At 46.7% G+C, this 16,215-nt stretch carries 12 protein-coding genes; 6 read left to right on the forward strand and 6 right to left on the reverse strand.

Annotated features, from left to right (window positions below; translation table 11 throughout):
* Window positions 1-5: 5 nt before the first annotated feature.
* On the reverse strand, window positions 6-2,294 hold the full coding sequence (locus tag HNR50_RS22755) for a helix-turn-helix domain-containing protein (protein ID WP_184747461.1): 2,289 nt from the start codon (window positions 2,292-2,294) through the stop codon (window positions 6-8).
* A 183-nt stretch (window positions 2,295-2,477) separates the two neighbouring features.
* Here HNR50_RS22755 and HNR50_RS14360 point away from each other — a divergent pair, with 183 nt between their 5' ends.
* The 6 genes from HNR50_RS14360 (at window position 2,478) to HNR50_RS14385 (ending at window position 9,188) form a co-directional block, all read left to right on the forward strand.
* A complete protein-coding gene (locus HNR50_RS14360; protein ID WP_246434022.1) occupies window positions 2,478-3,428 on the forward strand; it encodes an ABC transporter permease in 951 nt (316 codons plus the stop codon).
* Window positions 3,429-3,440: 12 nt separating this feature from the next.
* The gene (locus HNR50_RS14365) at window positions 3,441-4,313 is read left to right on the forward strand and encodes a carbohydrate ABC transporter permease (protein WP_184747462.1); all 873 of its coding nucleotides are present in this window, start codon (window positions 3,441-3,443) and stop codon (window positions 4,311-4,313) included.
* Window positions 4,314-4,384: 71 nt separating this feature from the next.
* A complete protein-coding gene (locus HNR50_RS14370; protein WP_184747463.1) occupies window positions 4,385-5,815 on the forward strand; it encodes an extracellular solute-binding protein in 1,431 nt (476 codons plus the stop codon).
* A gap of 69 nt (window positions 5,816-5,884) precedes the next feature.
* A complete protein-coding gene (locus tag HNR50_RS14375; protein ID WP_184747464.1) occupies window positions 5,885-7,240 on the forward strand; it encodes a glycoside hydrolase family 28 protein in 1,356 nt (451 codons plus the stop codon).
* Window positions 7,237-8,085: a sugar phosphate isomerase/epimerase family protein gene (locus HNR50_RS14380; protein WP_184747465.1), complete on the forward strand. Its 849-nt coding sequence runs from the start codon at window positions 7,237-7,239 to the stop codon at window positions 8,083-8,085. Before HNR50_RS14375 ends, HNR50_RS14380 begins: the two co-directional genes overlap by 4 nt.
* Window positions 8,082-9,188: a glycoside hydrolase family 88/105 protein gene (locus HNR50_RS14385; protein ID WP_184747466.1), complete on the forward strand. Its 1,107-nt coding sequence runs from the start codon at window positions 8,082-8,084 to the stop codon at window positions 9,186-9,188. Before HNR50_RS14380 ends, HNR50_RS14385 begins: the two co-directional genes overlap by 4 nt.
* Before the next feature lie 199 nt (window positions 9,189-9,387).
* Here HNR50_RS14385 and HNR50_RS14390 read toward each other — a convergent pair whose 3' ends face one another.
* The 5 genes from HNR50_RS14390 to HNR50_RS14410 form a co-directional block, all read right to left on the reverse strand.
* Window positions 9,388-9,528 (reverse strand): hypothetical protein, encoded by a 141-nt coding sequence (locus HNR50_RS14390; protein WP_184747467.1) that lies wholly within the window; start codon window positions 9,526-9,528, stop codon window positions 9,388-9,390.
* A gap of 163 nt (window positions 9,529-9,691) precedes the next feature.
* Window positions 9,692-13,828 (reverse strand): family 16 glycosylhydrolase, encoded by a 4,137-nt coding sequence (locus tag HNR50_RS14395; protein ID WP_184747468.1) that lies wholly within the window; start codon window positions 13,826-13,828, stop codon window positions 9,692-9,694.
* Between the two features lie 30 nt (window positions 13,829-13,858).
* Window positions 13,859-14,848 carry a hypothetical protein gene (locus tag HNR50_RS14400; protein WP_184747469.1) on the reverse strand — a complete coding sequence of 330 codons (990 nt, stop codon included), beginning with the start codon at window positions 14,846-14,848 and terminating at the stop codon, window positions 13,859-13,861.
* A gap of 13 nt (window positions 14,849-14,861) precedes the next feature.
* Window positions 14,862-15,782: a hypothetical protein gene (locus HNR50_RS14405; protein ID WP_184747470.1), complete on the reverse strand. Its 921-nt coding sequence runs from the start codon at window positions 15,780-15,782 to the stop codon at window positions 14,862-14,864.
* Window positions 15,779-16,171 (reverse strand): GNAT family N-acetyltransferase, encoded by a 393-nt coding sequence (locus tag HNR50_RS14410; protein WP_184747471.1) that lies wholly within the window; start codon window positions 16,169-16,171, stop codon window positions 15,779-15,781. The genes HNR50_RS14405 and HNR50_RS14410 overlap by 4 nt, the downstream gene beginning before the upstream one ends.
* Window positions 16,172-16,215 lie beyond the last annotated feature (44 nt).

Consider the following 16,215-nt stretch of genomic DNA (forward strand, 5'->3'; position numbering starts at 1 on the left):
GGCGGCTAAGCTTCCCGGTAAACGCCGGGACTCATGTTGTGGTGCTTCTGAAAAACTCTCCGGAAGGTCTTATCGCTGTTATAGCCCACTTTTCCGGCTATGATATGAATCGGCTCGTCGGTTTCCTTCAGAAGCGTTCCGGCTTTGCTGATCCTGATTTTCTCCAGATATGTTGAGAAATTCGTCCCGGTCTGCTCCTTGAAAAAGAAGGATAGATAGGACTCGTTGACCGAAAAGTGGTCCGCTACGACCTGTAGGCTCAAGTTCCTGTTGCCGTAGTTCTTTTCCAGATAATCGGCCACCTTATCGACAAGCGTGACATTGTGGCTCTTTTTATTGCGGTTCTGATGGCGGCACACTTCCGTCAGAAATGTTCTTATGCTCTCGAAATCCGGGCCATCGGTATAGCGGTCCGGCAAATTTTCCACATGATCGCCCAGAGAATCGGACAACTGGTTTTCGATGCGGAAGCAGCTGTTGAGAAGACCGTAGAGGAAATTATTCATCTTGTTGCTTTCCAGAACGCGCTTCTCCATATTCTCAAATGCCAGAGTGTCCAGCAGTCCGATCAGTATATCCTCATTTCCCGCTTTTACAGCGTTGATCAGTCTCGATTCCAGCTCCAGAGGATAGTAAAAATCATCCATTTTTTCATCGACATCGCTGAAATGGATGATCCGGATACCTGTTTCATCGGAACTGAGAGAGAGGACATCGCGGGCCTGCATAAAGGAATGATGGACTTTCTGAAGGGAGTCCACAGTTTCCCCCAGAGCGATAAACAGGGAATCGGAATAGAGATGGGGCAGAGAGCGGGAGAAATCTTCCAGCGATTCACCGGCCGTTCTGACGTGCTGTTCCGGATTGTCCGAATCGGTCATGAGTATAAGGACAAGATTGCTGTTTTCCTGCTCGGCGATCATGATTCTGATGGGGAATTCCTGCTGGAGCCTTGTCTTCAGAAAATTTTTCACCCTGACAATCTCCTCGAAGCTCTGCGCCGTGCCGGCCGACTCCATCACTCCCTGGGAAATGATAGCCACGGAATAATAGTTTTCCGAGATCCGGAATCCCAGATGATCGAGGTATTTTTCCAGATCTTTCCGGTCCCGGAAAAATCCGTTGATCAATCTGTTGACGAAAGCGTTGTGAACGAAAACTTCACGGCTGATCAGCTCGTCCTGCAGGTCCTCGCTCTGATGGATCAATTCGCTCACATTGCTCGTCAGCGTTCTGAGGGAAATCATTTCCCGAACATCCTTATTCAGGTATCCGGAGATGGAGCGATAACTGCTGACCAGGGGGCGCGACCATCGGTTGGAGATAAAATAGGCTGCGGCCAGACAGACGAGCAGAGCGAGCAGCATCAGGATTATTGAGATCAGTCTGTAAAAGGAAACGCTTTTCACAACCCATTTCTCAGGAAGAACTGACACATACTTCCAGTCGTTTTTCCGGCTTGTCGTGTAGATGATAAACATCTTTTTCCCCTCAATGGTCCGCTCGATCATCCCCTCCTCTCCTGCCAGAGCCGGAGGAGAAAAATCACCGTCGGCATGGGAGACAAGAGTGATGAGATTGTAATCATCGTCGGCAATGTATGAAACGCCCCCGGGGGGCAGTTCGTCAGTCTCCAGAAACCGGATAAAATCAGCTTCGCCTATGAGATAGACAATGGCGCCCTGTATGTTTTTTGTTCCTCCCGTTCTGTCAATCGGTACGGTCTGGACATAGGGAATCATTCTCTTGTTTTTAAAATCCTCGATGATAACCGAGCGGACCGGCAATATCCTCCCGCTGTAGAACTGGCTACTGATGGCTGTGTGCCATTCGCGGGAACTGATGTTTTCCATCTTGAAAAAATTGACCGAATCATTGAAATCGCTGTGGGTGTAGATGGAATAGGGCGTGATTATGATGTCCTGGTCTTTGAGGTAGATATAATAGGTGGAATTGAACGATGTATTGTAGAGCAGAGAATCGTTCAGTTCGATCATCGTGTCACGGATAAGCGCCGACCTTTCCATACCGCTAAGCTTCTGATCCCTATCGGCAATCAGCCGCAGCAGTTTCGTGTTTCCTGCGATCTGATAAGTCGACCATTTGATATCATCGATAAAGCTTTCCAGAACGTCCTGCGTCTTTTTCAGATGCGTCAGCTGGGAAGCTTTGACATATTGCTCGTAATCCGATGCTATTGAACTGTTAACGGCCATCCCCGTAATCAGGGGAACCAGAATAAGGACTATATAGGCTGTTAAAAAGGACAGGAAAATCCTGTTGAATGGACGCACGGCCTCTCCTCAATGAAAAATCATACAAGATTACCCCGGTTTCCGCCATCTGTAAAATTTTGTTTGCCCATTCCAAAATTCTGGGTGCGACCTAAAAATTTGTCCCCTCCCCAATCCAAAAAATAAGGCCGCATTCCAAATTATTGGTCTCTATCCAGATGAAAAAATCAGAGGAAATAATAAATGGAAACTTATTTTAGCGAGGTACATATTCCTATGGGGAACCGATCGGCTTACGCTCCCGGCAGGGCCTGGAACAGACTCTGGAAATACAGAATGTTCTATCTGCTTATGCTTCCGGGATTCGTTTATCTGGTGTTATTCCATTATCTGCCCATGCTCGGGCTGCGCTTCTCCTTTTACGATTACGACTTGAGAGGCGTGGGTGATTTTATCGGATTTGAACACTTCAGAGACGCCCTTTCCAGCGAAGGATTTACAAGGGCATTTAAAAATACGCTTATTCTCAGTTCGGCGAACATAGTCATCCAGATGACTCTGACAATAAGCATCTCCCTTCTGCTCAATGAACTGAAGAACAGATTGTTCAAAAGGGCGGTCCAGACCGTTATCTACCTGCCCCACTTTCTTTCATGGGTGGTTGTGGGCGCTCTATTCACTCTCTTTCTGTCCCGTCAGGGAGGACTGGTCAACGCGGTCATTTCCGGCTTGGGAGGCGAACCGAAGTACTTTCTCGGAAATCCGACTCTGTGGAGAGGCACCTACCTGTTCATATTGAGCTGGCGGGAAGTGGGCTGGGGAACTGTCGTTTTCCTTGCGGCGCTTTCCGGTGTGGATCCTCAACTCTATGAGGCCGCCATTATGGACGGAGCGAACCGATGGAAGCAGATGGTTCACATAACCCTGCCCCAGCTGGTGCCGGTCATCGTAATCGTACTGATCATGAACCTGGCGAAGATTTTCAACCTTTTCGAATCGGTTTTCGTTCTCTACAATCCGCTGGTCTACAAGGTTTCCGATGTTATCCAGACCTATGTCTACCGCTCGGGAATCACCCAGTTCCGCTTCGGTTACGCCACGGCAGTCGGTCTGTTCCGTTCGGTCATAGCATTCGCGCTCGTTGTCAGCGCCAACAAAATTTCCAGCCGCCTGCGCGGTGAGTCGGTGCTTTAGGAGGCGGGAAAAATGACAAAGAGAAAAAGTCTTCATTCCCATTCGACGGGTTACAACATATTCAGAACCATCAACCTGATTTTCATGCTCAGCATCATTCTGGTAATTATGATTCCCATTTTGAAAATCGTCATAGACTCCTTCGACGAGAAAGCTTCGGAAACCATTTTCAGGATTTTCCCCGAAGCGATAACCGTTGACGCCTACAAATTGATTTTAAGCCGGCCGGCCATTTTCCGCCCGCTGGTCATCAGTTTCATCACCACCATTTCGGGAACGGCTATAGCCATGACGATCACATCGTTTTACGCCTATGGCCTGGCGCAGAAGAATCTGCCGGGGCGAAAATTCCTGATGGGGCTGGCGCTGGTGACCATGGTATTCCGGGCCGGAATGATCCCTCTGTTCCTGGTTGTCAGAAATCTGGGTCTGATGAACAGCCTCTGGGCCGTTCTTCTGGTTCACGCCATGGATGCTTACTATCTGCTGCTCCTGAAGAACTTCTTCGAGAGCATTCCGACGAGCATTTTCGATGCGGCGGAAATTGACGGATGTACCCCTCTGCAGACCTTTATCCGAGTGGTCCTGCCCCTGTCCAAGCCCGGACTGGCGGCGATAGGCCTCTTCTACGTGGTCTATTACTGGAACCAGTTCTTCGACTACATACTCTACATCCAGACGAAACCGAACCTGCACAATTTCCAGGTTTTCCTGCGCAGTCTCGTCATCGAGTCGGACACCCAGGGATTCGAAGGGTTCTCCTTCGCGACCCAGAGTCTGAAGAATGCGGCGATTACGGTTTCGATCATCCCCGTTCTGATCCTGTATCCGATGGTCCAGAAGCACTTTGTTAAGGGGATTAATTTGGGCGCTGTGAAAGGGTGATGCGCCCTGATGATTTATTGAATTGTGGAGCGGCTCCGGCGGCTCTTCAAAATATATTGGAGGATTTTTTTATGAAAAAAGGTAATGTTCTTTTAGGTTTGCTCGTAGTGCTGACAGCGGCGCTTTTTGCGAACGGTCAACAGGAAAGCGGAGACGACGGCGCGGCTCCGGTAAAAATCAAAGCTATTTTCGACAGAATTCTGACGGAAGAAAACGGACAGAAAGAATGGGCCGCAGCTTTTGAAGAGCTGACGGGAGCCAGAATCGATATCGTTCAGCCGGCGCACAACCAGTATTCCCAGATACTGGGAGCGACTTTCGCCGCGGGTGATATTCCCGATCTTCTGGAAATCCAGACAAATGACTACCTGTCCTATGCTCTTTCGGGCAACCTCGTTCCCCTGGAAGACTATATCGCCGCATCTTCCCAGTGGAAAGATGTCGATCCCGCTCTTGTTGAAGCCTACAGACTGAAAGACGGACATATCTACGGCGTTCCCACTTACGATGGCGGCGGATGCGTCACTTATATCAGAAAAGACTGGCTCGACAATCTTGGACTCGACGTTCCCGCAACCTGGGATGAGTACTACGAAGTTCTCAAAGCCTTCACTTTCAACGACCCCGATGGAAACGGAGCTAATGACACAATGGGTCTCACACTCCCCTTCCAGACCGGTTACGAGTTCGATTACTACAACAGATTCATCATGCAGGGAGCCATGTTCGGTTTCCAGGAAAAAGACGGAAAATGGGTGGACGGATTCCTTCAGCCCGAAATGATTCCCGCTCTGGAAAGATTCCAGCAGCTCTATGCGGAAAAGATTCTCGACAACGAGTTCTTCACCAACAAAACTTCCACTGCCAGAGAAAAAATCTATCAGGGCCAGGCCGGCGTTATGGAATACTGGTCCGGTACATGGGCTGTCAGATTCAACGACAGCGCTCAGAATGCTCACCCCGAAGCTCAGGTAATTCCTATAGAGCCTATCGACAATGCTTTTTACATTAACAGAGTCGGACCGGCTTTCTCCATCACCAAAGCGGCAAAGAATCCCGAAGGCGTTTTTAATGCTTTCATGAACACCATGCTCGACAAAGGCGCCGGACAGGCTCTTTTCACTCACGGTATCGAAGGCAAGCACTTCCGGAAGAGCGACAACGGCTACGTAATGCTTCCCGAGCCTTCCAATCCCGACAGACCTTTCGACAAGGCCTATTCCGACCCCACTCTGGTTATGAACGGATGGACACCTCTCGTACCCCAGGCTGATCTGATCACTCTGTCCCGGAAAATCCAGAGCGAAAACGCAGTACAGCTCTCACTGCCCCAGGGCGGCGATATGTACATCAAGAGAATCGGAGAACTGCTGACCATCAAGCAGGAAATCTTCTCTGAAGTCGTTGTCGGCAGGCTGACACCCGCTGAAGGTCAGGCTCAGTACAAGGCTAAAGCCGCCGATCTGGACCTCGATGCGGTTATCGCGGAGCTCAACAGCTAAACTCTTTTTGAGTAAGAACCATAATTTGGCAGAGCCCTTTACGGGCTCTGCTTTTCAGGATATTTAACATTGAAAGAATTCGTCGTAAACCCGACAGAAACCGGGGACCTCTCAAAATTACAGAGACTAATGGATTCGCTGAAAGGACAGGATGGAAGAATCATCCTGAAACCGGGGCAGCATTATTCGGGGCCTCTTAAAATCCCTTCCCATATTAATTTGCATCTGGACGAAGGTGCGGAGCTGCTCTTTTCCGATGACTTTTCTCTCTGTCCCGCTGTCCTCACCAGATGGGAGGGGACCGAATGCTATGCCCTGCGGGCTCTGATTTTCGCAGAAGACAGCAGCGGCATAACCATATCCGGCAGGGGTACGATCAACGGACAGGGAGCCCGTTGGTGGTCCTCCTACAGGAACATGAGAAAAGGCCTTGTATCCCGGGAAGTGAAAGAGGTTCAGGAAAGACTTATACCACTCAACAGAGAAATCGGCGGCGGATCCGGCGGAGGCGGAAGGGAAACCGGCTTCTTAAGGCCTTCCCTCATTCAGTTCAAAAACTGCAGCGGGATCCGGATTGAAGGGGTGACTCTGAAAAACTCGCCCTTCTGGAATACTCATATTCTCTACAGCCGCGATGTCGCTCTGGAAAATCTCTCTTTCATCAATCCCTATGACGCTCCCAACAGCGACGGGCTGGATATCGATTCGAGCGAAAATGTAACTGTGGACGGCTGCCGGTTCGACGTGGGCGACGACTGCCTCTGCCTGAAATCGGGAATGGATGCCGACGGCATCCGGGTCGGCAAACCGACCGCCCACGTCAATGTGAAGAACTGCTCCATGGAGCACGGCCACGGAGCCGTTGTCATCGGATCGGAGACCTCCGGAGGAATCAGTCACATTACAGTTGAGAACTGCCGGATGAGAGGGACGGACCGGGGTATCCGGGTTAAAACCAGGAGAGGACGCGGCGGAACTGTCGAAAATATCAGACTGAAAAATCTGGAAATGGATGGCGTGTCTGCGCCTATCGTTATGAATATGTATTACCGATGCGGGGCCGGCGAGGATGAGGCGGAAAGGCTTGCTTCTCTGGAGATTCCGGAGATCATAGAGAGAACGTCGACACCGGTAATACGGGATATAGTGATCGAAAATATTCATGCGAAGAATATCAGGTCGGCAGCAGCCTTTTTCCTGGGCCTTCCGGAAAGTCCTATAGAAAGGATCAGCATAACCGGTTTTACAGCTGAAAGCGAAGAGGATCGGCCGATTGAGGAGCCGGCGATGGATCTCTTCCATACCAAAACGGCAAGTCCCGCCATAATGAGGGCTTTTGTCCGTAACTCCCATTTTATCGACATAAAAATCGACGGACAGACAGAAAACATTTTAAAACCTATTTTCCAGGAGATTGATGAATGATTAACATCGGAGTAAGAGCCCATGATTTCGGAAAGATGGAAGCTCCGGAACTATCGGACCGAATAGGGAAATTCGGTTTTTCAAGCATTCAGCTGGCGCTGAAAAAAGCCATAGCCGGATTCGATGAAGACCATGGAAGATTGAGTCCCGGCCTGGGCAATTATTTCCGCGACAGCTTTGCGCGGAACCGGATCGATATCTCCGTTCTCGGTTGTTATATCAATCCCGTCCATCCCGACAGGCTGGAGAGAGAGAAAGCCATTTCCCGTTTCAAGGAGCACCTCCTCTTTTCCCGGGATTTCGGATGCGCCATTGTGGGTACGGAAACCGGGTCTCCCAATCCGGACTGCAGTTTTACCGAAGACATATATAAAGAGGAAACCTTTCAAGACTTTATCGCCGCATTGAAGGTACTGGTGGCTGCGGCAGAAAAAACGGGAGCCATCGTCGCCATTGAAGGCGTGGCGGACAAACACACTATCCACTCCCACGAAAGAATGAAGCGGACACTGGAACTGATACCCTCTCCCAATCTGGGAGTCATTTACGATCCGGTGAACTTCCTTCCGGCAGCTCAATCCGGAGAGAGCGACAGATTGATGGAAGAGGCGTTTGAGCTTTTCGCCCACAAAATGGTAGCTATCCATGCCAAGGATTTCAAAATGGATGATGGTATAAAAAACGGAACGCTGCCGGCGGGACAGGGAGAGCTGAATTATCATCTTCTCTTCGATCTGATCAGGCATTACAAGCCATGGATTCATGTCCTTCTGGAGAACAACAGGCCGGAAACCCTGAGAGAATCTCTCCGTTTTCTGGATAGTGTAAAAGAGGATTTGAAATGAAACTGATTGACCGGTATATCGATGAATTGCTGGAAAGCACTCCGGAAACCCCTCTCTGGAACCAGGAAATGATCCGCCAGGGCAAAAAGCCTCACTGGAACTATATCGACGGCTGCATGATGACCGCTTTTCTGACACTTTACAAAAAGAAAGGGGACATTAAATTTCTGAACTTCGTTAAAGAATATATAGACTATTTTATCGCTGAAGACGGATCGATTCTGACATACGAAAGAGAAGCCTGGAACTTGGACAATATCAATGAAGGACGGGCTCTTTTCGCTCTTTACGACCATTCCGGAAATGAAAAATACAGAAAGGCATTGGATGTTCTGTACGACCAGCTGATAAACCAGCCCAGAACGGCCGGAGGGAACTTCTGGCATAAAGCAATCTACCCCGACCAGATATGGCTCGACGGACTGTATATGGCCCAGCCTTTTTATCTGGAGTATGAAAAGCGATTCAACGGCAAAAGGAACTACCGCGATATACTCTCCCAGTACAAAAATGTCTACGAGACCCTCAGGGACCGGGAAACGGGACTATACTTTCACGCCTGCGATACTTCCCGAAAGATGTTCTGGTGTGACAGGAAAACCGGGTTATCCCGCCACTTCTGGCTCCGGGCTATTGGTTGGTTTTATATGTCATTAGTCGATGTGCTGGAACTTCTCGATAAAGAGGATTATGAGTTTCAAAAAGAGATTTCAGAGATGTTCAAAGAACTAACTGATTCCCTCCTTAAATATCAGGATGAATCGGGAATGTGGTTTCAGATTGCTGATCTGGGAAGCCGGAAACCGAATTACCTGGAAACCAGCGGAAGCAGCATTATCGCTTTTGCCCTTCTAAAAGCCGTTCGGCTCAACATTCTGCCCCGCTCTTATTATTCCCATGGTGAAAGGGCATTCAAAGGAATCTGCCGGGAGTATCTCTATGAAAAAGAGGGGAAAATGAACCTGGGAGGGACTTGTCTTGTCGCCGGACTGGGGGGGAAGGAAAGGAGAGACGGATCATTTGAGTACTATATGTCAGAACCAGTTGTGGAAAACGAGGCCAAAGGGATCGCCCCTTTTATACTGGCCTATTTGAATTTATAATGGAATCAGTGACATTTTGTTTTTTGAACCGGCGATCTCTGCCGGTTATACCGATCTAAACCTTATGATCCCCACGGTCAGAACAGCGTTTTAAATCTCAATCAACTCATAATCCCGTGTTCCCAACCCGATTTTGACTCCGTGCTCGAGACAGGTAGTCCAATACGTATCGGGGTGTGTCATAGTATAAGGATCATGGTTATGATGTTCTCCAATCCGCACCGATGGCATCAACGAGACATACGGCCATTTCGTGTCCTTTGAAATGAATCTTGATCGCAGCATATTTATCTTTAAAATCCATATCCTCGATACCGGCACGCTTAATCAACCTGTGCAATTTTTGCAGGAGATTCTCCTGTGAGGTTGTCTTAAATGTTGTAAAATAGACTTCTGATTTCAGAATTTTCTCTACTTTGAGATTTTCATAACTCTAATTATGCTGAAATATGGAGTTGACTTCAGGTCAAGATATTTTTTTATTCTAAGCTGAGATATATCAATTATTTCCATCTCAGCAGTTTTTTCAGATTGCTCTGATACTCTTGGTCCAGCAGTTCAGCCTTCATAGCCTCTGGCGCCTTTAAAAGTAAGGGTTTTAGGAAATCCTGCTGCCATTGGATGCCGTTGAAGTCCGCCAGAAGAAAAACATTCACTCCGACCTTGTTCCATACATACGGATCTGCACCATATTCCAGAAGTATTTCTAAAATCTCCCTGGACATACCATTCCATACCGCCAGAATCAAGGCAGTGTTGCCCGACAGCGATTTATGATTGATCATTTCGCTCCGCTGGTTCTCGGGGGACCCTTCTATAATTCCTCTGATTACCCAGGGATTCACCGTGGAGTTACTCAAAGCAAACATGAGAGGAGAAAATCCGATTACATTATCCGACATTGTCAAAGGGAAAAGAGGGGAGCCGGAGAGATCGGATGAAATGTAATGATAGTTGGGATCTACAACACCCGGCTCTTCTTCCGGTATGGCCGATTCATCAGGCCAATAGTATAAAAGTTCTACAAGCTCATCTCCGCCGAGACTGACCATGGCATAATCAAGAGCGGTAAACCCGAACTGGTTGAACTCATCTGTCTCGGCTCCGGCAGCTATCATTTTTGCCAGTACGGAAGGGGAATGTCCCAGAGTTGCTGAAGCGACCAGATCGGAGTTCATATCATCAACAAATTTGGGAGGATACTTCGGATTATGTCCATATCGAACACCGCTAGCGGCTTTGCGCAGCCCGGGAAATTCCCCCCTGAAGAAGGCATTGGGAAAAGGAGTGGATTCCACGCTACTGTGATAGAGACGCTTACTGTCAAGAGGTACATCTACGCTTTCATTGCTATTGAATGTCATTTCGGGATAAGGAGCGCCGACATAGTAATGGATCTCTGTAGCCGGACGTAAATCTATCTCCTCTGGTTCGCTATAACGGGGCACAGCTCCGCCATCGAGCAAAGCTTCAATGGTTTCAGACTGCCCTCTGTCAGCCAAGGCAATTTGCAGCAGGCTTTCTCCCGTATCGGGATCGTTCATGGCTCCGTCCAGCCCAGCAGCGACAAGGGTCCCCGCTTTGCCATCGCTGCACAGATTGGAGTTCTCAAAAAATGTGCGGATCATGGTGAACTGATGGGTTTTCGGACTGGACGGAGACATAAACTCGGGAATTACTGTCTGACCGGCATTCACAAGGGACTCAAAAAACAGGTCATCGCCGCCATAAGGGTAACCGTCAACGTCCCACCTGGTCATAAAATCCAGCAGTTTCATCAAGTGATTACTTCCTGGAGCCTTAAAACCGAGATCCACTAAAGGAATGACTATTTCTCTAGCGTACAACTCCTGAGTCTGGGTGTTTCGGGTCAGGTACAGGAAAGAATCGAGAAATACTTCCAGAAGATCGGGATTCCGCTCGGGACTGACATGACCGGTTTCAAGGATAGCCTTGACACTGCCAAAAAGAAATGGTGTGGTATGTTCTCTTTCCGATTTGAGAGGCAATTCATATTTCGCCGCATTGAGGAAATATTGTCTTAACGTTTCTCCGGCTGTCAGCTCAAGAACGGAAGGATCGGTTTCGGATAACATCTGTTTCAACCTGGCCAACGCTTCCCTTTGAAGCATACGACCATGGGTCTTAGCTATCTTATTATCGCTGTATTCTATCAGGAAATCGGCTATGGCATACAAATTCACTTCATCGGATTCTGTTATGAGGCCGGGAATGGGAGGAAGAGCCGCTTCCAGAGCCAAAGATCGCGCCGTCTGTCCATCGGCATTTTCCCAATCGACATCGGCTCCCGCATCGATGAGAAGCCTGATGAGATCAAGGTCGCGTTTTAATACAGAGTTTATCAAAAGCGATTTTGCCCTGTCCGTACCCTTTCCAAGAACTATAGATGGATCCATTCCCAGCTTGAGCGCATATTCCACGGCCTCCGGATTGCCATGTTCAAACAAGGCAGAACGAAAGTCGGAGTTCTCATTCAGGTCAGCTTCCGGGTAAACCTTTAGGACGGTTTCAAGTAAAGGAAACAGGACAGGATGCTCCGGAGCTTTACTCATCAGCCAGTTCAGCAGATACGGATCATCGGTCCAGGAATAATCCAACCCCGCGAGATATTCGATTACAGCAGGATCGGGTTCATACTCTTTGCGGCCTATGCCGACTTTTCTCTGGGGGTAGCCCTCAAAGACGGCAAACCCGGTGCCGGGAGCCGGCCTGTAGCTTCGGCCGAAGGGGTCCAGCCTCAGGTTCTCAACCAGATAACGGAGCATTGAGACATTACCGCTGCGCATGGTTTCCCCGGCGATCCACGGGTAAAGGGTATACCCGAGATCATCGAGCAACGCTATTATTTCCATATTTCCGTTTCGCAACAGCCAGTTAAGAGTCTGTGCTCCATCATAAATGGCTTCACTGTCGGCATAAAAGTATTCATCAGGTATTACATGGCTGGAAAGCAGAAAGCGGAAAATCTCATTTCGGTTATGTTCCGCAGCCAGGACAAACATTTCAGGAGAATAACCAATACCGGCAGAATCGAGCAAAGCGACAATCTCAAGATTGCCTTGGGTCGCTGCCAGCTTTCCGATTTCGGTTAAAATATCACGGTCGTCAGCCGGCAGGTCTGCAATATTGGCAAGGGCTCCCAGTCCCACCAGAGCGGAAGCCCAATCAGGATTACCGGAATACAAAGCGAAACGCACAAGAGAGGGACCAGTATCGGCAGCAGCCAAAGGAGCCCCGGCCTCGCAAAGCAAAGCAAGAATCTCGACGGATGCTGCTGACACTGCCATACCGAGCTCCAGATTAAGGTCCCGGGAGCTGCCGCCGCCGTTTTCCAGGAGAAAACGCACCATTTCAATATCCCTTTTGCCGATATATATACCAATAAGCGTGGAAAAATACCGTTCATATTCGCTATCGTATAAGACTATAGCATCGGGATTTCCACCGGCTTTGATTCGTTGACGGACCTCTTCGGCGCTATGAGTTTTAGCATATTCAACCAGCTCGGGTTCAATAGACCCGGAGGCATCAGGAAGATGAAATGTATTGGCGGCATAGGGAAAATCCTGTTGAAAGAAATCTGTTAAAGAAGCCTGACGCGGGTATAATCGCAACCAATCTACATACCGAAGCTCCGGATACCGGGTTCCGTTGTTGCGGTGGTTGAAAAAATGTCTGTCCATAGAGCCATCCCAGCCCACCGGGTATAGATCCTCATACTCCTCAAGCTCGGATAATGTTGTAAAAGAAGCCTCTCTGACGAGGCCGACAGGAGCTGGGACTTCCGGTTTCTTTAAGCTCTCATCGTCACCATAGCAAATCACACCGGCCTGAAATATCCCGGGGAATAGAGGAATAGCGCTTTCATCTGGGAGCTCTGAACCGGTTGTCATCTCTTCTCCCGGTTCGTAACGATGAACTTCCTCTCCATCTACAAAGAAAAGTACCCGATCGGGAAGCCACTCAAAGGAGTAACTATGGACCGATTCGGCAGCATTGAATCCAAGTTCCAGCTTAAATGAATAGTGAGACGGAGCTGACGGGTCATCCAGTTTTGTATCTACAGCCAGGTAAATCTGAGAGGGATTGGAGCCTGGAACCATCATCCTGATATAACCGCCATTTTTATCTTTAAAATCGCTGAGTATAGAATGGATCTGAATCCTCGTATATACAGATTCTCCCTCAGCAGCCTTAAAATCCACTTTATACCTGCCAAAACGACTGATTCCAGTAGCGATAAGGCCTCCGCTGAGAACCGATTCCCGTTGACTGTCGTATGATACCAGGAACTCCGCCCCCTCGCCGGTGAATTGTGTATTTTCAATTGCCCGGATGTTAACAGAATCGGTAGCTTTACCTTCAGGAGGTGCAATCTCGGCCACAGGCAGGTGCCAGGAGTAATAATTCGAATTGGGGTTACTACGGTCTATTCCGAAGTGAAGGGGATAGGGTTCATCGGGGTATTCATAGACAAATATCTCTGAAAATGAACTGCCATTGGGTATTTTATTCAGAAATCCGTAAGGGTCTCTTTTGAATTCAGAAGAATTGGAACATGATGCAATAAATAAAACTGCAATAAAAAGGAAAAACAGCTCTTTTACGAAACGGGACACAGGTAGGACTCCTTAAGAATTCAGGATCTATTAAATCCAAGTATTTGCTATTTTATAAATAAAGGTAAATTCTGCATTATAATCCAAAAAGAAAATATCTCCCGTAGGTGATACGGCTATATTCGTTTTGGATTTTGATTCATCATACTCAAAGAACTCCAGCAGATAGCCTTCGGAATCCCGGATAATGATGTATTTTTCAAGAAAATTCCAGTAAGTATTCCCATATGAATCTTCTCCTGCTAACTGGATCTCCGTACTTTTTCCCGGAGGAATATCAAAGTCTTTATTTGACAATCTTTCACTATCTCTTAAGCCATTTTTATCCATATGATACTTATAATAAATATCATATTGAGAAGTGAATAATTTTCCATGGATTTCAACTGTTTTATCTATAGTCTTAATCTCATCCGATTCGATATCTAATTCTACGATTTCTTCATCTGTCAAAAAATTTGATATAATATCTACATCATCAATTAATTTCACAACAAAAATGCTGGCCTGGTCATCCTCGATAAATAAAAAGTCACCATATAAACAAAAACCCTTCCATCTCCCGGAAGAGATATTGCTTCCATCGACTATCCAGGTTTTATTTTCTCTGGTGAGCTGGATATAATTTCCAATCAACTTTAAAATAATCGAATTATCAAGATACATTATTTTAGATGGAAAGGTATCCCAGGATCCCCAATACCCCTTTTTATACAGGATGTTAGGAATCCTGCTTTGGACTTCTCTATCTTTGACAATGGCAATGCTATAATTCCAGGTATCGCCAAGTAAAAATTGAGATGAATCATTAATTGCAAAACCAGAGATTCCCGGTTTTTGGGAACCACTATTGGCGTTTCTGTAAAACTTTAACTGCTCCGAACGATCGCCGTTTTCCAGTTGGAATTCCAAAATCATATTCTTTTTTTCAATAGTTTGAGCAGAAAGAGAAAAGCTGAAAATAAAGAAAAATATAAAATAGAATAATCTTAAGTGATCTTTTATAACATTCTTTTTCATTTACACCTCAGAATTACCATTGTCTGGTGATTTTAAAAAACTCGATTTGTTCCGCTTGAATCTTCATGAAATAGATCGATCCATCGGGATGAATGGCCGGCGTGGAATCTGATTTGGTATGATCATAAAGAAATGAATCTATTAATCGATCATCCCCGTTGAAAACAATGATTCGTTTGCTTCCGACTTTCCAGTATCGATTCTGATGATTATCCGCCCCTAGATATTTGTTATTCACCATTTTAAAAAAAAGATCGTATGAAAATCCGTTGGCATGATCGAGATTCCTGTCCATATGGTTTATAAAAGTTAGGAAATCTTTTGTCTGAATTTCGCCATCGCGGAAAATGACATTATCAGCGTCGACGGAAACGCCCATTACAATATCTTTAATCTCTCTCTTATCATAAAGTGAATACTCACTGCCCTGATTTTCAATCGCAATGACCTCGCCATCGGCTAGATGATGAAAGAGCACAGAATCAATCCATATGAATTTGTCTGTCTTTAATTGATTGAATAGCTCTGTGCCTCCAAAACCATATTGAAAAAGATTGTCTCCTTTGTCAGATATAATATAAAAGGTGGATTCCTGGTCTCTTCCGTAAATCCGATCTTTGTTAATTTCAAGGGATGAGGAATAATAAACCGTTGAACTCCCATCAACATTAAGGATGCGCTTGAAATTAATATCTTCATCATAGATTGCCATTCGCTTGTTATGAGTATCCGCTATATAAACATCTCCCGTCTCATCAATGGCAAAAGATTGCGGCCCGCCGCTGAAAATATAGCCCGGATCATATTCATATCCCAACTCATTTTCTGAAGAACCGGTTTGGATAACCTTCAAAGAAACCATGGGATAATTATTGTAACTAACCGAAAACAATGTATGGCTTAGGAATATCAGGATTATTATTAACTTTTTCATTTACAATTCCTCTTCAGCATCCCGTTTACTTTCAAAAATCCCGATCTTTCATAAAAGTGAACGAGTTTATCGTCACAACATAGATCAATGGAATACATATCTTTCATTTTTTCAGTCAACCTTTCTAACAATTGCGTTCCAACTCCCTGCATCCTGTATTCCGGCAAGACTTCGAGCATGGGAATATAGGCGAAGAGTTTGTTATCGGAAATAGCATATATAAAACCGACGATCCTTCTTTTCCGGTCATCTACGGCCAAAAGTGAATGCTCTCTGTTTTTCAGAATATACAGTAGCGTTTCCGGTGAAGGGGGATCAGGCCAACCGTCAAAAAAGCCTTGAAAATCATCTTCACTGAAAGGAGTTGCATCATCTGTGTAGTATATCATGCAGAGATTATATACTTTAATTTTGAATATTACATCTAAAAAGA

The sequence above is a fragment of the Spirochaeta isovalerica genome (genome assembly GCF_014207565.1).
Taxonomy (GTDB): Bacteria; Spirochaetota; Spirochaetia; order DSM-2461; family DSM-2461; genus Spirochaeta_F; species Spirochaeta_F isovalerica.